Origin of the sequence: Parasaccharibacter sp. TMW 2.1884 (assembly GCF_023337695.1) — a bacterium.
In the GTDB taxonomy this organism is placed as follows: Bacteria; Pseudomonadota; Alphaproteobacteria; order Acetobacterales; family Acetobacteraceae; genus Bombella; species Bombella apis.
The window spans coordinates 782,249-799,051 of sequence record NZ_QORR01000001.1 but is presented as its reverse complement, the minus strand read 5'-3'; the positions used below and the strand labels follow the sequence as shown (position 1 = coordinate 799,051).

Here is a 16,803-nt window from a genome sequence, read left to right as displayed (position 1 = left end):
GTGCTGCTCGTCATTGATGCTGGCAATACAAATGTGGTTTTTGCCGTTCATGATGGCGAAGCATGGGTAGGACGCTGGCGCATCTCGACGGATGATCGCAGAACGGCGGATGAATATGCCGTCTGGCTGCTGGCCTTGATGGAACGGGCAGGTTTGGGTCCGGATTGTGTAACGCAGGCCATTATCGGGACGGTGGTTCCGGCTGCGTTGTATGATCTGCGGCGCCTGTGCCGTAGCTGGCTGCATGTGGAGCCTCTTGTGGCCAATCATGAGCTGGACTGGAACATGGATGTGCTGGTGGATACGCCGGCAGAGCTTGGGGCTGACCGCCTGCTGAACGGCCTTGCCGCCCGGCAGCTTTACGGCGGGGGCCCGCTGGTGGTTGTGGATTTTGGTACGGCGACAACCTTCGATGTTGTCGATGCTCGGGGCCGCTATTGCGGTGGAGCGATTGCACCGGGGGTCAATCTCTCGATGGATGCCCTGCATCAGGCAGCGGCCCGTCTGCCCCGTGTCAGTGTTGGCCGGCCGGTGGAAGCAATAGGCCGCAGCACAAGTGTTGCGATGCGATCAGGCCTCTTCTGGGGGTATGTAGGTCTGGTCGAAGGGATTGTTCACCGCATTGCCGGTGAGATGGATGGACGTCCCCGGGTTGTGGCGACGGGCGGTCTGGCTCCGCTCTTCTCCGAGGGGACAACGTTATTTGATGAAGTGGCACCCGACCTGACGCTGGAGGGACTGCGCCTCCTGGCCGGGCAGAACAGGGACCGTTTCATCACCGATTTTTCCGGGCAACAGGCCCATACCGCCTTCGGGCACCCTGATAATTCTTGAACAGGAACTGATGCGTTTATGACAGACCAGAAGAGTGATTTTGCCTTCCTTCCCTTGGGAGGGACGGGCGAGATCGGCATGAATTTCAATCTCTACCGCCTGCGCGAAAATGGTGAGGAACACTGGCTGGCCATCGATTGTGGCATCGGCTTCTCCGGCAATGATACGCCGGAAGCCGACGTGCTGATGTCCGATCCGACCTTCATCGCAGAACGGAAAGACAGTCTGCACGGGCTGGTCATTACCCACGCCCATGAGGACCATGTGGGGGCTGTAGCTCATCTCTGGCGGCAGATGCGCTGTCCTGTCTACGCCACGCCGTTCACGGCGGCCGTGCTGCGGCGCAAGCTGAGCGAGGCGAACCTTCAGAACCAGGTCGTCATCCACATCATCATGCCGGGTTCCCGGTTTGAGGTCGGGCCGTTCGATCTCCAGTTCATCCCGGTAACCCACTCCATTGTGGAAGCCCAGTCCGTCGCCATTCGCAGTCCGTATGGCATTGTCATTCATACCGGGGACTGGAAGCTGGACCCGACTCCGCTTGTCGGCCCCGTGACGGACGAGGATGCCTTCCGTGCATTGGGTGATGAAGGCGTGTTGGCCATGGTGGGTGACAGCACCAATGTCATGAAGGAGGGGCGGTCCCAGTCTGAGGCGGATGTCCGTGTCGGCCTGACGGAAATGATTGCCGGGCTGGAAGGACGTGTGGCCGTGACGTGCTTCGCCAGTAACGTGGCCCGTGTGGAGAGCATCGCCAAGGCGGCGCTCGCTTCTGGCCGTGAGGTGATGGTGGTGGGACGCTCCCTGCGCAATCTGGAGGCCGCCGCCCGGGAATGTGGCTACTTTGCCGATCTGCCGCCTTTCCTGACGGAATATGACATCAAGGATGTTCCTGATGAAAACCTGCTGATGATCATTACGGGGAGCCAGGGTGAGGCCCGCTCCGCCCTGTCTCGTATCGCCTGTGATACCCATTCCACCATTTCCCTGGGGGAAGGGGACACGGTGATTTACAGCTCCCGTGTCATTCCGGGGAATGAGCAGGCCGTCATGACGGTGCAGGACAATCTGACACGTCGTGGCGTGACCGTGCTGACGGACAAGGATGGCATGGTGCATACATCCGGCCATGCAACGGGTGGGGATATCCGCCATCTCTACAGCCTTGTTCGCCCCCGTTACAGCATTCCCACCCATGGGGAATGGCGCCATCTGACAGCCCACGGGGCTTTGGCCCGTGAGGCCGGTGCTGAGGCCGTGCTGCTGGAGGATGGTGACATCCTCAATCTGGGGCCGGGGCCGGTCGAGGTGGTCGATACGGCTCCGACGGGCCTTCTGGCTCTGGATGGTGACCGCCTTCTGCCCATGACGGGCGGTGTGCTGGCGGCCCGTCGCCGGATGCTTTTCAATGGCGTGGTGCTGGCCAGCTTTGCCGTGGATGATGAGGGTTATGTCATTGGCGAACCACGCATCAGTGCACCAGGTCTTCTGGAGCGGGATGACCCTGAAAGCACCCGCATCCGTGAAGAATTCGCCTATGCCATTGATGAGATTCCTGATGAATTCCGTCAGGACGATCAGGCCTTCCGGGATGTGGCCCGCACAGCCCTGCGGCGGGCACTCGGCCGCAAGCTGCGGAAGCGTCCGCTGGTTGATGTCCATCTCCTGCGCGTCTGAGGGAAAAAGAACATGCGGTTAAGTCAGGCATTCCAGCCTACTCTGAAAGAAGTCCCCGCCGAGGCGCAGATTGCCTCACACCGGCTGATGCTGCGGGCGGGGCTTGTGCGGCAGACATCCTCGGGCATCTATACATGGCTGCCCGCCGGGCTGCGTGTCCTGCGGAACATCGCCACCATCGTGCGGCAGGAGCAGGACCGGATTGGCGGACAGGAAATCCTGATGCCGACCGTTCAGTCCGCCGATCTGTGGCGGCGTTCCGGCCGTTATGATGCGTACGGACCGGAGATGCTGCGTCTTGAGGACCGGCACGGGCGTGAGATGCTTTACGGCCCGACCAATGAGGAAATGGTGACGGACCTTTTCGGCAGCACGGTGAAATCCTACCGTGAGCTGCCGAAGATGCTCTACCACATCCAGTGGAAGTTCAGGGACGAGGTCCGCCCCCGCTTCGGCGTGATGCGTGGCCGTGAGTTCTACATGAAGGACGGTTACAGTTTCGACCTGTCCTATGAGGATGCGGTGAGCAGCTATTACCGCATCATGCTGTCCTACCTGAAGATTTTCCGCCGTCTTGGTGTGCAGGCCGTGCCGATGGCGGCCGATACGGGGCCGATTGGTGGCGAGCTGAGCCATGAGTTCCTCGTTCTTGCTCCGACAGGGGAGAGTGAGGTCTTCTATGATGCTGGCTGGGACGAGATTGACTGGGACAGCATCGGCCTGGACCCGCAGAAGGAGGAAGACCTTCAGAAACTCCGTGAGATCGTGAAGACGACCTATTCCGCCACGGATGAAAAACATGACCTTTCCGCCTGGGAGGCTGTGCCGGAAGACCGCCGTCGTGGTGGCCGGGGCATCGAGGTCGGCCACATCTTCTATTTCGGCACGAAATATACCGAATCCATGGGTGTGGAAGTGAGCGGTGCCGATGGTGCGCCCCTGCATCCGCACATGGGGTCCTATGGCATCGGGGTGTCCCGTCTGGTCGGAGCCATCATCGAGGCGTCTCATGATGAAGCCGGGATCATCTGGCCGGAAGAGGTGGCTCCCTATCGGGCGGTTCTGCTCAACCTCCGCCCTGGTGATGAGCTGTGCGACCAGCTCTGTGAAACCATCTACAGCCGTGACCCGGAAGGGCTGCTCTATGATGACCGGTCCGACCGTGCCGGGGTGAAATTCAATGATGCCGACCTGATGGGTCATCCGTGGCAGATCATTGTCGGTCCCCGTGGGGCCAAGGCGGGCATGGTGGAGCTGAAGCATCGTGCCTCCGGCGAACGCAGCGAACTGCCTCTTGATGAAGCTCTGGCGAAACTGGGGCTTGGTTGAGCATGTTCGGGCGGTTTGAGCGAACGGTTGCCCTGCGTTATCTGAGGGCCCGCAAGGGGGAGCGTTTTGCGTCGGTCATTGCGCTGTTCTCCCTTGTCGGCATCTCTCTGGGGGTGGCGACGCTCATCATCGTCATGGCCGTGATGAACGGCTTCAAGGCCGACCTCATGGGCCGGATTCTCGGCCTGCATGGAGACCTGAATGTCTATGCCTATGGGCAGGTCATCCGGGACTACAAGGATGATGCCGCATTGATCCGCAGGGTGCCCGGCGTGACGCAGGTCCTGCCCATGACGCAGGGCACGGTCCTTGCGGAGGCGGGGCGTTATTCCACCGGGGCGATGCTGGAAGGGCTGGCACAGGAGGACCTGCGGAACTGGAAGGCTCTCAGCGATGGAATCATGGAAGGCAGTCTGGATGACTTCCAAGGGGATTCCGCCGTTGCCGTGGGGGTCACGCTGGCCGAGCGGGCCGGGCTGCATGTCGGTTCGTCGCTGACCATTCTCTCGCCCAACGGGCAGGCCACGCCATTCGGCACGATGCCACGGGTGCGGAAACTGCACGTGGCCCTGGTCTTTGATGCCAACTGGAATGATTACAACAGCAACATCATTCTCATGCCACTGGCAGCCTCCCAGAAATTCCTGATGATGGGAGACGGGGTCTCGCTGATGCAGGTCAGCACCTCCGACCCGCTGAATGTCAGGCCGGTCAGCCGCCAGATCACGGAGGCCTTGAATGATCCCCGTCTTCAGGTGCTGGACTGGACACAGAGTGCCAACGGTTTTCTGGATGCCGTGACGGTAGAACAGAACGTGATGTTCCTCATCCTTACGCTCATCATTCTGGTGGCGGCCTTCAACGTGATCTCCTCGCTCATCATGATGGTCAAGGACAAGACACGGGACATCGCCGTCCTGCGGACTTTCGGAGCCAGCCGGGGCAGCGTGATGCGCATTTTCCTCATGTGCGGAGCGTCTGTTGGCGTCGTGGGGACCGTGGTGGGGACGGGGCTGGGCATCTGCTTCGCCCTGAACATCGAGCGGATCCGTCACGTTCTGGAATCCCTGACGGGCACGGACCTGTTCAATCCTGAGGTCTATTTCCTGGCCCGGCTGCCGGCCCGTCTGGTCTGGTCGCAGGTTGTGGAAGTCGCCGTGCTGTCGCTGGCCCTGTCCCTGCTGGCCACGCTGTATCCCTCATGGCGTGCGGCGAAGACCGACCCGGTGGAGGCCCTGCGTCATGAGTGACACGAAACAGACCACGGTTCTGACGCTTGAGAAGCTGGGGCGGTCCTTCCGTTCCGGGGATGAAGAACTGCACATTCTCCGGGAGGCTGATCTTTCCCTGAAAAGTGGTGAGCTGGTTGCCCTCGTGGCCCCGAGCGGCACGGGCAAGTCCACGCTGCTGCATCTGGCTGGCCTTCTGGAACGCCCCGACAGGGGAGAGGTTCTTATCAGGGAGAAGGCCACATCCAGACTGGGCGAGGCGGGACGGACGGCCTTGCGGCGGGATGAAATCGGCTTCGTGTATCAGTTCCATCATCTGCTGCGGGAATTCACGGCCGTGGAGAATGTCATGCTGCCCCAGCTTGCGGCAGGCGTGAAACCTGCCGAGGCCCGGAAGCGGGCAGAAGACCTGCTGGTCCGTTTTGGGCTGTCCCATCGGCTGGAGGCTCTGCCGGGACGCATGTCCGGTGGGGAGCAGCAGCGTACGGCCATCGCCCGTGCGCTGGCGAACCGGCCCAGCCTGCTGCTGGCCGATGAGCCGACGGGCAATCTGGATACGAAAACCGCCGATCTCGTCTTCGCCGAGCTGATGCGTGTGGTGCGGGAAGAGGGCGTGGCGGCTTTGATCGCCACCCATAATGAGGCTCTGGCGGCGGCGATGGACCGTACCGTCACGCTGGATGAAGGGCGGATCGTTCCTTTTCAGGGGTAGGGCGTTTTCTGTTCCGCCCCGGCGTGGGGGCGTGGTAAATGGGCGGCATGTCCTATGCCAGCTTTGTCCATCTCCGTAATCATTCCGCCTATTCCCTCAGCCAGGGGGCGATTCGTGTCTCCGAGCTTGTGGAGCTGGCCAAAAAGAATGCCATGCCCGCCGCCGCCCTGACGGACAGCGGCAACATGTTTGGCGGGCTGGAATTTTCCCAGAGCTGCCGCAAGGCCGGTGTGCAGCCCATCATCGGGTGCCAGCTGGCCCTGCCGTCAGCTTCGGGCAGGCCCGGTGTCCCGGCGGAACCGCTGGTCGTTCTGGCCCGGACGGAAGAAGGGCTGGAGAATCTTCAGTATCTTTCCACGCAGGGCTTCCTGAATGGGGATTCGGCAGACCCGTCCATGCCGCTGGACGTGCTGTGCAGCCGTGCCGGTGGGCTGTTCCTGTTGACGGGTGGCAACCGGGGGCCGATCAACCGGCTCCTGCTGGGGGAGCAGAGGGCTGCGGCGAAGCAGATGCTCGAGCGTCTCAGGGAGGCCTTTGGGGGGTATGTGGCCGTCGAGATCAACCGGCTGGATGAAGCTGGTGAGGAGATCACGGAGCCGCAGCTGATCGCTCTGGCCGATGAGCTGGACCTCCCGCTTGTGGCGACCAATGAATGTTTCTTTCCCCGACCGGAACTGCATGAGGCGCACGATGCGCTGCTCTGCATCGCCCAGGGGCGTACCATGGCGGAGGAAGACCGCTGGCGTGTTTCCCGTCAGGCATGGTTCAAGACTCCGGATGAAATGCGGAAGCTCTTCCATGACCTGCCGGAGGCCTGCGACAATACGCTGGTGATCGCCCGTCACTGTGCCGTGGCGGTGAATACCCGCAAGCCGCTCCTGCCTGTCTGTCCGAAAGTTCGTGAAGGCAGCACGGAAGAGGAAACCCTGCGGGCCATGGCGCAGGAAGGGCTGGAGAAACGTCTGGCTGTCATGAAGGATGGGGAGAACCGTCGGGCCGAGTACGAGGAGCGGCTGGAGACCGAGCTGAAAATCATAGCCGATATGGGCTTCCCCGGTTACTTCCTCATCGTGGCGGACTTCATCCAGTGGGCCAAGGCGCATGACATTCCGGTGGGTCCGGGGCGTGGGTCCGGTGCTGGATCACTGGTAGCCTATGCGCTGACCATCACGGATATTGATCCCATTCCGTTCGGGCTGCTTTTCGAGCGGTTCCTGAATCCCGAACGTGTATCCATGCCGGACTTTGATATCGATTTCTGTCAGGACCGGCGGGATGAGGTCATCCGCTACGTGCGGAATGAATATGGCCACGAGCGTGTGGCGCAGATCATCACCTTCGGGAAACTCCAGGCCAAGGCGGCCGTGCGGGACGTAGGGCGTGTGCTGGGTCTGCCTTATGGCATGGTCAACCGTGTGGCGGAGCTGATCCCCAACAATCCGGCCAAACCGACACCACTGGCCCAGGCCATTGAGGAAGAACCCCGGCTTCAGGAGATGCGGGACACGGATGAGATGATCCGCCGCCTGCTGGAGATCGCCCTTCAGCTGGAGGGATTGTACCGCCACGCCTCGACCCATGCGGCCGGTGTGGTGATCGGGGACCGTGATCTTGTGGAGCTTGTGCCTCTCTACCGCGATCCACGAAGTGAGATGCTGGTCACCCAGTACAACATGAAGTTTGTGGAGCAGGCCGGGCTGGTCAAGTTCGACTTTCTGGGGCTGACGACCCTGACCATTCTCAAGCGGGGGGTCGATTTCCTGCGGGAGCTGGGGGAAGAGGTGGACCTCTCTCATATTCCGCTGGATGACAAGAAAACCTTCGAGATGATGGCCCGGGGAGACACGGCGGGTGTGTTCCAGTTCGAAGGGGCGGGCATGAGGGACATGCTCAAGCAGATGGCTGCCAGCCGTCTGGAAGACCTGATTGCCGGCGTGTCGCTCTACCGCCCCGGCCCGATGGAAAACATTCCTGAATATTGCCGCCGCAAGCATGGGGCACCGTGGGAGCCGCCTCACGAGGAAATCCGCCCGATTCTGGAAGAGACCTACGGCATCATGGTCTATCAGGAACAGGTGATGCAGATTGCCCAGAAGATGGCAGGCTACAGCCTTGGCGGGGCCGACCTGCTGCGGCGGGCCATGGGCAAGAAGATCGCCTCGGAGATGGAGAAACAGCGGGCCATTTTCTGCGAAGGGGCTACGAAGAGGGGCATCCCTGCCGAGAAAGCCGAAGAGGTGTTCGACCTCATGGCCAAATTCGCCAATTATGGCTTCAACAAGTCTCATGCTGCCGCTTATGCCTTCGTGTCCTATCAGACGGCCTGGATGAAGGCGAACCATCCTGTTCCCTTCCTGGCAGGCTGCATGTCTCTGGCACGGGAAAAGACGGAAAAGCTGGCGGCTCTCTGCCAGGAAGCCAGACGCATGGGGATCCCTGTCCTGCCGGTGGACATCAATAAATCCCAGGCCGATTTTTCCATCGAGAGGATGGAGGACGGGCAGCTGGGCATCCGTTACGCCCTGGCAGCGGTCAAGCGGGTTGGTTTCGTGGCTATGGAAGGGCTGGTGCGGGACCGTGGAGAAAAGCCGTTCTGCGATCTCACCGATTTTGCCGAACGGTGTGATTCCCGGCACATCAACAAGATACAGATGGAGAGTCTGGCCAAGGCAGGTGCGTTCGACAGTCTGGAGCCAGACCGTCACACCGTGTTTGCCAGTGCGGAGATCATCCTGCGGCGGGCGCAGTCCCGGGCGCAGGAGAAGGAAGTGGGACAGGCCGGTCTGTTCGGTGGGGGTGTCGATAGCAGCCTGCGGGAGGTCCTGCGGTTGAAGAAGGTCCGTCCCTGGCCGGATTTTGAGCGTCTCTCTCATGAGGCCGGGGTAATCGGGTTCCATATGAGTGCCCATCCGCTGGATGCTTACAGGCAGGTGCTGCGCCGACTGGGGATCACGCCTGCTCTCCAGCTGGAGAGCAGGGCGCATCAGGGTGTATCACGTGTTTCCATTGCGGGCTGTGTGGTGGACAAGAAGGAGCGTCCCACCAAGACCGGCAAGAAGATGGCATGGGTCACCCTGACGGATGCCAGCGGTGGCTGCGAAGTCACGTTATTTTCGGAAACATTGCAGAGTTGCCGGGACATGCTTGTGGCTGGGCAGGCTGTCCTGGTGCAGGCGGAGCTGAAATTGGATGGAGATGCCCTGCGCATCACGGCCAATAGCGTGCAGGACCTGGAAACAGCCGCAGCCAATGAGCAGGGAGAGCTGCGTATTTGGATTGATGATGAGGCAGCTCTGGCCCCCCTTCATGACATGCTGGCAGAGGTCAGGGGCGGGCGGGGGCGTGTCGTGCTGTTGCCTACTCTTGAGGAGACGCAGGCGATTGAGATCAGGCTGCCGGGTTTCTATCGTGTCACGCCCCGTCTGGCGGAGCAGATGCACACACTGGAAGGAATCAGAAAGCTGGAACAGGCCTGAAACAGAAAGCCCCGCCTGTCAGGGCGGGGCGCTGTGGCATCAGAAGGGGATGGGAAGTTCGACACCATTGACCTTGACGGTGCCATTCTTCACGACGATGTGCCAGCCAACATGGTGGTCGGGCTCTCTGGCGCTCATGAAGCGGGCAATGAGCAGGGCGGCTTTGAGTTCTGTCGGGGCTACCCTGTTGACCCGATCGATCATTTCGCCGATCCGCCCAATGGAAAGGTGAACATCCGCCTTGAGGTTTTTTGTTCCTTCACCTGCCACGACCGTGCCCGTTCCAGTCACATCGCTGCCGTTGATGACGGTCTGGAACCTGTTGATGGTCAGATGATAGGGGGGCTGGGCTGCCGGTGTGAAGCTGACATCGCCAGACAGGGTCGGTGGCAGCAGGATGGCGCCGGGGGAATGAAGACCACTGGCATCAAACACGACATGAATGGTCGGTGTGGTGCTGAGGACATTCACATGTGCCGAGCTGGCGGTGGAGACCCGGTCTGGCCGGGTCATGGTGATGCCGCTCCAGTGCAGTTCCGGCAGGGTGTTTTTCACCTCTTCCACTTCGGGCAGAGGCTGTGTAGAGCAGACATCCGTCATGCCACGGTGATAGGCTGTCAGGGCAGCATAGGCGACCGCCGCATTGAGGCGGGTCAGGGCGGCCTCATCCATTTTCTGCTTATGATCAACAGCCGTGGCGGAGACGACCGAGATGCGGTGCTGCGTGCCTGTCAGCTCGGCTTTCATGCCCTGGATGGTTACGCCATGGCCGGTCCTGATGACCTGGCCGGGAGAGTAGGTAAAACAGTCCGCCGAAAGGTGCGGCAGCGTATCGGCCGCTGCCGTGGGCAGGAGGGACTGGCTGCTCAATGCCAGCAGGGAGAGGCTGGCTGCAGCGGCCAGCGTGCGGAAAGGACGGGCAGGATGATGTCGCATGATGTTTTTGAGAGTGGCGGAGTCCGGGGCGCCTGACAATGGGGGAGAGGAAAATTATCCTCTCCGTCCCTGTCGGGCAGAGCGTGGGGCAAAAAGGGCTGTTAGCTGGGCTACCATGGTGTCCCCCAGGTCTTCGGCTGAACTGATGGTTACGCTGTTGGCGTAATATCGTGTGACGTCATGACCGATGCCAATGGCCAGCAGTTCCCCGGATGGATCATTTTCCAGCTGATGGATGACACGGTGCAGATGCAGGTCCAGATATTCTGGCCCATTGGCGGAGGAGGTACTGTCATCGACTGGTGCGCCATCGGAAATCACCATGAGGATACGACGATGTTCCGGACGGTGTTTCAGGCGTTTCCATGCCCAGAGAAGGGCCTCGCCATCGATGTTCTCTTTCAGCAGGCCTTCCCGTAGCATGAGGCCGATGTTGCGGCGTGCCCGCCGCCATGGCGTGTCTGCCGATTTGTAGATGATATGGCGTAGATCATTCAACCGTCCCGGTTTTGGTGGCCTGCCGTCCTGTGTCCATTTCACACGGCTTTCTCCGCCCTTCCATGTCCGTGTGGTGAACCCGAGAACCTCGACCTTGATGCCGCAACGTTCCAGCGTGCGGGCCAGAATGTCCCCACAGATGGCCGCTGTCGTGATGGGACGGCCCCGCATGGAGCCTGAATTGTCGATCAGCAGTGTGACGGTCGTGTCCCGGAAGTCGATCTTGCCTTCCTGCTTGTAGGAGAGTGGCAGGGAGGGGTTGCTGATGATGCGGGGCAGACGGGCTGCATCAAGGATGCCGTCTTCCTGATCGAAATGCCAGCGACGCTGCTGCTGGGCCAGCAGCTTCCGTTGCAGTCGATGGGCCAGACGGGAAACAAAACCTTGCGTCTGCTGGAGCTGCTCATCCAGTCTTTCACGGAGCAGGTCCAGCTCGGCCGGGTCGCAGAGATCGCTCGCATGGACCTCTTCGTCAAATTCCTGCGTATAGGCCTGATAGCCCCCAAGCCCCTTTACGGGACAGGGCCGTTCCTCTTCCGGCTGGGCAGAAGGACCTGCTGGCTGTTCGTATCCATTTTCACCCTCTGTCAGGATGGCTTCCATCTCATCAGAGGACAGACCTTCCGGGTTTGCTGATTCGTCGGAATCGTCGCTCAGGGCTGCCTGGGCATCTTCAGCCGTGCTGTCTTCTTCTTCCTGCCCGTCCGGGTCAGGGGCAGAGGATTCGCCACTTTCTGTCTGGTCGTCCTGGCTCTGCCCACGGGATTTTGAAGGGTCCGGCTCTTCTTCGGCTTCGCCTGTCTCCTTCAAGGTAAGAACATGCACGAAACGCTGGGAGGCTTCATTGAAGCGTGTCTGGTCGTTCTGCACGTCAGCCAGACGGGCCAGAGCCTCCCGGGCCCTGGGGGTAAGGGACTGGCGCCATGCGGCCAATGCCGGCCCGGTCATGCTTTCCGGCAGTTTGCGGCCAGAGAGGGCCTCCCGCGTCAGCAGTTCCAGTGCGAGCGGCATGGGCATGTCGTCCTGCACAATCATTTTTGCGCTGTTGAGGGCATGAAGCCGCCGCCCCAGATAGTCTTCCAGATTGGCCTGCACCCCGGCCATGTGGCGGGCCCCATAGACCTCACAACGGGCCTGCTCCATGCCATCGGTGATGGTCTGGGTCTGGGCATCGGGGATGGTGATGCGTTTTTCCGGGTCGTGGTGACGCTGGCGCAGGGCCACGGCATCGGTGGCCCCCCGGATATAGGTCTTGTCCTCGGGAGTGAGAGCCGCACGCTCCAGAGAAGCCAGAGCGGGTGTCATGGGAACATCCTGATGACCACTCAGGGCGCGCTGCGTGGCAAAAGTTGCCTTGCGGAAGAGTTCGTGCGGATCGGACATGAGACTTAACCCAGCGGCGAGGAGTTGAAGCAGCGCTGATAATATTCAGCCACGATGCTGCGTTCGGCTTCATCACATTTATTGAGGAAACTCAGGCGGAACGCGAAGGGAACATCATTGAAGATCGTGATGTTTTCTGCCCAGGAGAGGACCGTCCGGGGGGAGATGACGGTGGAGATGTCCCCGTTCATGAAACCGGCACGGCTCAGGTCGGCCAGTTCCACCATCTGGCCGATGAGGGTCTCCTCCAGAGCATCGCCCATCTTGGCCTTGATGATGCGGATTTCCTGTTCCTTGGGCAGGTAATTCAGGGAGGTGACAATGTTCCAGCGGTCCATCTGGCCCTGGTTGATCTGCTGGGTGCCGTGATACAGCCCTGTTGTATCGCCCAGCCCGACCGTGTTGGCCGTGGCGAAGAGGCGGAAAGACGGATGTGGGTGGATGACGCGGTTCTGGTCCAGCAGGGTCAGGGCCCCGTTGGCTTCCAGCACGCGCTGGATGACGAACATCACATCGGGCCGTCCGGCATCATATTCGTCAAAGATCAGGCTGCATGGATTCTGGAGACACCATGGCAGCAGACCTTCACGGAATTCCGTGACCTGCTTGCCATCTTCCAGCGTGATGGCGTCCTTGCCGATGAGGTCGATGCGGGAGATGTGACTGTCGAGATTGATGCGGACGCAGGGCCAGTTCAGCCGTGCGGCGATCTGGTCGATATGGGAGGATTTTCCGGTCCCGTGAAAGCCCTGCACCAGAACACGGCGGTTATGCATGAAACCGGCCAGAATGGCCCGGGTCGTATCCCGGTCGAACTGGTAGGCGGAGTCGATCTCGGGGACATGGTCCGTCTTCTGTGACCAGACAGGGACTTCGAGATCAAGGTCGAGCCCAAACAGCTCCCGGGCGGCTTTCAGGCTGTCAGGTGTCTGGGGCAGTGTCTCGGAGAGGGACTGTGCTGAAGGGAGAGCCATGACATGATTCCTGTCACTAAGTAGGGTGGTACATGGAAGACCGAATGAGTGTCTATCCTATTAAGGACTCTACAGGTACGATTACACAATCACCCGGTCATGAAAAGATGCAGGGAAGGCAAGGCAGCTATCCGGCTCCGGCCGTTGCCTGCTCGGTGCTGTTGGCAAAATGGTCCCGCAATGTGGCGTAGGCCGTTCCGATGACCTTGAAGCGTTCTTCCGCTTTTGGGTCATCCCTGTTGGCATCAGGGTGATAACGGCGGGCCAGGACACGGTAGCGGGTCTTGATGATTTCAAGCGTGGTCGGCCATTCAAGATCAAGCTGGGCCAGGGGCTCACGTAGGGCTGGCGGGGCCTGCCGTCTCGTTTCGGTTGCCCGGGAAGGGCGACGGTGCCGGTTCAGGATGTCCAGAGGGTCATGCAGATCATCCAGTGTGAAGGAAGCCCGTGCCGAATCGTTGCCTGGCGTGCCCATCTTCCATGAAGGGCGCTGCCAGGAGGTATCTTCCCGCAGGTGGCGTTCGATCTGCCCCGGCGTCATGCCCCGGTAATAGTCCCAGCTGGCATTGTACTGGCGGACATGCTCCAGGCAGAACCAGTAATAGCTGCGCAGGTTGTCCCGCCCCCGGGGGGCCCGGTACCCTGCCGGCCTGTCACAGTCCGGGTGGTCGCAGCATTGCTGGGGGGCGTCCGGGTCCGGTGCGAAGGCTTTGTGTCTGGATGGTTTGCATTGCATGATGGACGATATGGGGAGAGGTCTGGCATGGATGCAAGCATCCTTTTCCTGGTGGGGAAAGATTCCTGTTATGGGCAGGACAGATGGAACCTGTAACTCCGTGGATGAGCGTGGAAGAAAACCGATGAAAAGAGTCGACCGCATGAGGGCAGTACTGGAGGAGGCCCTGAGCCCGTCCATACTGGAGATACGGGATGACAGTGCACGCCACCGGCATCATGCAGCCATGCGTACCCAGGCCCAGGAAAGCCGGGGGCCGGAGCAGGTGGGCGAGACGCATTATCATCTGCATGTCGTCAGCCGCCGGTTTGACGGGATGAAGACCCTAGCCCGACACAGGCTTGTGAATGACCTGCTGGCCGGGGAGTTCCAGACGGGCCTTCATGCCCTCTCCCTGTCTCTGGAAGGGGAGAGCCAGCCATGAAGCGCATGATGGCAGGCAGCCTGCTGTTCTGGGCCGGCATGGTGGCGGCTCCGTTGGCTGTTTCTGGTCTCACGGGGTGTGCCACATCAGGCTATGATCATCTTGTCACGAATGACAGGCACGATATCCGTCGGGTGGAGACCTATCTCAACGGGTTGTCGTCCCTCCAGGCGTCATTTGTGCAGGATGGCCCGGCCCAGCAGCAGGGGGATGGACATTTCACCTATGTGCCCGGACGGTTCGAGATGGTGTATGAGGTTCCTCATGCCATGAGGGCCGTGGCCCGTGATGGTCGGTTTGTCCTCCGGAATGCTGATAATGGTGCCGTGACGCACCTCTCTCTCAAGCGGAATCCGCTCGGACTTCTGCTCCGTCATCCTGTCAGTTTTGACAGGGATGTTCAGGTGACGAATGTCTCCCGTGGGACAGAATCGCTCCAGCTTTCCGTGGCAGAGGCTGACAATCCTTCCCAGGGGCTGCTGACCCTCCAGTTTTCTGACGTGCGTGGCCATCTGACCCTTGTTGGCATACAGGGGGTGGATGCCCGTCACCATCATTTTGGTCTCTCCCTGTTCGACGTGCAGGAGAACCAGCCTGTTTCCGAAAGCAGCTTCAGTCTGCCGGAGTAGCAGCTGGATGGATCACAGGGCCGAACAGGGCCGTCCAGCTTTTCAACAGGGCCCTGTCGGCATCTTCCATCTGTAGGGCTGGGTTGAAGCGTTGCAGGCTGGTCACGCCATAGTCCCGGATGCCGCAGGGGATGATCCCGTCAAAGTCACTGAGTCGTGGCGAGACATTCAGTGAAATTCCGTGCCAGCTGACCCAGCGTGTGACACGGATTCCCAGAGCGGCGATCTTAGTTTCCAGCCCGCTTTCCCTATCGAAACACCAGACGCCGATACGGCCTTCTCGGGTGAAGGCGTCAATTCCCAGCTCCTGAAGGCTCATGATGAGCCAGCGTTCCAGCAGCTGGACGAAGGCCCGTATGTCCCGTGCGGGGAGGGGGCCGTGCGGCTGCGTGAGGTCCAGCATGACATAGGCGATGCGTTGTCCGGGACCGTGATAGGTCCACTGGCCACCCCGTCCGGCTTCGAACGTTGGATAGCCCTGAGAGTTGATGAGGTCTTCAGCCCTGGCAGAGGTTCCGGCGGTATAGAGGGGGGGGTGTTCTGTCAGCCAGATACGTTGGGGGGCCTGCTGATGGTGGATGGCCTCCACCTGCTGGCGCATGAAGGACAGGGCTTCGGGATATGGGCAGAGTTTTTTATCCGCCTGCCAGATAATTTCTTTATAAAACCGTGTCATGACCATTGCCCTCCCTGTTCTGATGGGCTATAGGCCATTTCACCGAAGCGGTCACGCCTCAGACGAGGGAAAACGGGACTGCTGATCACGGAGCGGCCGTGGCGGAATGGTAGACGCGCAAGCTTGAGGTGCTTGTGGGGGAAACCCCGTGGAAGTTCGAGTCTTCTCGGCCGCACCATATTTCTTCTGCAATTTGAGGATATGGTCTGTAACATGGGTTCCACCGTGTTACGTCTTTTTCATGAAAAACTGATTGTTGGCATCGGGATGGCCCCTGTATCGAAGATGTACTTTAGGTTACATCTTGCGTGGCGGCCTGTTTACCTGTGAGCAGCCGCCTTGTGCCGAGATTGATGGATGAGTGCTCTGTCGGATGATGGAAGGCAGGGCAGACAGACCGAGAGAGAGCCGAGATGATCAAGCCATTGAAAAAAGCCGTTCTGCCTGTTGCAGGTCTGGGGACACGCTTCCTGCCAGCGACGAAGGCCATGCCGAAAGAGATGCTGCCCGTCGTGGACAAGCCGCTTATCCAGTATGCCATCGATGAGGCCCGTGCTGCCGGCATTGAGGAGTTCTGTCTGGTTACGGCCCGTGGCAAGGACAATCTGATTGATTATTTTGATATTGCCTACGAGCTTGAAAGTACCCTGAAAGAGCGGAAAAAGACGTCCGCCATCAAGGCTCTGGAAAGCAGCAGTGTGGAGGCTGGTTCACTGGTGGCTGTGCGCCAGCAGAATCCTCTGGGGCTTGGTCATGCCATCTGGTGCGCCCGCAACTTCATCGGGAATGACCCGTTCGCCATTCTTCTGCCGGATGACATCGTCCAGGGTGGGCGCAGCTGTGTGGCCCAGCTGGCTGATGTCTACCATCAGACAGGGGGAAATGTGGTTGCTGTGGATGAGGTCCCCCGGGAGTGGACGGACCGCTACGGTATTCTGAAAATTGGCGAGGATGATGGGCGCAAGGTGGAGGTCAAGGGACTGGTTGAAAAGCCCGCTCCGGCAGATGCTCCTTCCAATCTTGCCATCATTGGCCGGTATGTCCTGACAGCTGACGTGCTCAAGCCACTGTCCGCTCTGAAAACCGGCGTGGGTGGTGAAGTGCAGCTGACGGATGCCATGGCCGAGATGATCGGCAAGGTGCCGTTCCATGGTCTGCGTTATGAAGGCACGCGGTTTGACTGTGGCAGCAAGCTGGGCTTCCTCGAGGCTCAGGTTGCTCTGGCGCTCCAGCGTGAAGACCTGGAAGATGACGTGCGTGCCTTCCTGAAGAAATATGCCTGAGAGGATG

General features: G+C 60.2%; 14 protein-coding genes and 1 tRNA gene. 10 read left to right on the top strand and 5 right to left on the bottom strand.

The window, feature by feature from the left end; genetic code table 11:
- The 6 genes from DTI93_RS03550 to dnaE are packed head-to-tail and all read left to right on the top strand — an operon-like array spanning position 1 to position 9,257.
- A complete protein-coding gene (locus DTI93_RS03550) occupies positions 1-834 on the top strand; it encodes a type III pantothenate kinase (RefSeq protein ID WP_043559914.1) in 834 nt (277 codons plus the stop codon).
- Positions 835-852: 18 nt separating this feature from the next.
- Positions 853-2,511, top strand: a complete 1,659-nt coding sequence (locus DTI93_RS03545; RefSeq protein ID WP_043559916.1) for a ribonuclease J — start codon at positions 853-855, stop codon at positions 2,509-2,511.
- A 12-nt stretch (positions 2,512-2,523) separates the two neighbouring features.
- Positions 2,524-3,840, top strand: coding sequence for a proline--tRNA ligase (proS, locus tag DTI93_RS03540; protein WP_192848252.1), 1,317 nt, complete (start codon positions 2,524-2,526; stop codon positions 3,838-3,840).
- Between the two features lie 2 nt (positions 3,841-3,842).
- Complete coding sequence (locus DTI93_RS03535) at positions 3,843-5,090, top strand: lipoprotein-releasing ABC transporter permease subunit (protein ID WP_043559921.1); 1,248 nt, start codon at positions 3,843-3,845, stop codon at positions 5,088-5,090.
- A complete protein-coding gene (locus DTI93_RS03530) occupies positions 5,083-5,781 on the top strand; it encodes an ABC transporter ATP-binding protein (protein ID WP_043559924.1) in 699 nt (232 codons plus the stop codon). Before DTI93_RS03535 ends, DTI93_RS03530 begins: the two co-directional genes overlap by 8 nt.
- A 47-nt stretch (positions 5,782-5,828) precedes the next feature.
- Positions 5,829-9,257 carry a DNA polymerase III subunit alpha gene (gene dnaE / locus DTI93_RS03525; protein WP_249079661.1) on the top strand — a complete coding sequence of 1,143 codons (3,429 nt, stop codon included), beginning with the start codon at positions 5,829-5,831 and terminating at the stop codon, positions 9,255-9,257.
- A 39-nt stretch (positions 9,258-9,296) separates the two neighbouring features.
- Here the strand turns inward: dnaE and DTI93_RS03520 are convergent, their stop codons facing one another.
- The 4 genes from DTI93_RS03520 to DTI93_RS03505 form a co-directional block, all read right to left on the bottom strand.
- A complete protein-coding gene (locus tag DTI93_RS03520; RefSeq protein ID WP_248460746.1) occupies positions 9,297-10,193 on the bottom strand; it encodes a hypothetical protein in 897 nt (298 codons plus the stop codon).
- Positions 10,194-10,247: 54 nt separating this feature from the next.
- Positions 10,248-12,074, bottom strand: coding sequence for a cobaltochelatase CobT-related protein (locus tag DTI93_RS03515; protein WP_249079659.1), 1,827 nt, complete (start codon positions 12,072-12,074; stop codon positions 10,248-10,250).
- A 5-nt stretch (positions 12,075-12,079) separates the two neighbouring features.
- Positions 12,080-13,048, bottom strand: coding sequence for an AAA family ATPase (locus DTI93_RS03510; protein ID WP_249079658.1), 969 nt, complete (start codon positions 13,046-13,048; stop codon positions 12,080-12,082).
- A 127-nt stretch (positions 13,049-13,175) separates the two neighbouring features.
- A complete protein-coding gene (locus DTI93_RS03505; protein ID WP_249079657.1) occupies positions 13,176-13,784 on the bottom strand; it encodes a J domain-containing protein in 609 nt (202 codons plus the stop codon).
- 142 nt (positions 13,785-13,926) lie between these two features.
- Between DTI93_RS03505 and DTI93_RS03500 the strand changes: the two genes are divergently transcribed.
- Positions 13,927-14,208, top strand: a complete 282-nt coding sequence (locus tag DTI93_RS03500; RefSeq protein WP_227431452.1) for a BolA family transcriptional regulator — start codon at positions 13,927-13,929, stop codon at positions 14,206-14,208.
- A complete protein-coding gene (locus DTI93_RS03495) occupies positions 14,205-14,837 on the top strand; it encodes an outer membrane lipoprotein carrier protein LolA (RefSeq protein WP_227449710.1) in 633 nt (210 codons plus the stop codon). Before DTI93_RS03500 ends, DTI93_RS03495 begins: the two co-directional genes overlap by 4 nt.
- Here DTI93_RS03495 and lipB read toward each other — a convergent pair.
- Complete coding sequence (lipB, locus tag DTI93_RS03490; protein WP_249079655.1) at positions 14,821-15,513, bottom strand: lipoyl(octanoyl) transferase LipB; 693 nt, start codon at positions 15,511-15,513, stop codon at positions 14,821-14,823. The two genes, DTI93_RS03495 and lipB, sit on opposite strands and share 17 nt — an antisense overlap.
- A 92-nt stretch (positions 15,514-15,605) precedes the next feature.
- Here lipB and DTI93_RS03485 point away from each other — a divergent pair.
- Positions 15,606-15,691: transfer RNA gene (locus DTI93_RS03485), tRNA-Leu, on the top strand.
- Positions 15,692-15,926: 235 nt separating this feature from the next.
- Positions 15,927-16,796, top strand: coding sequence for a UTP--glucose-1-phosphate uridylyltransferase GalU (gene galU / locus DTI93_RS03480; RefSeq protein ID WP_043559938.1), 870 nt, complete (start codon positions 15,927-15,929; stop codon positions 16,794-16,796).
- Positions 16,797-16,803 lie beyond the last annotated feature (7 nt).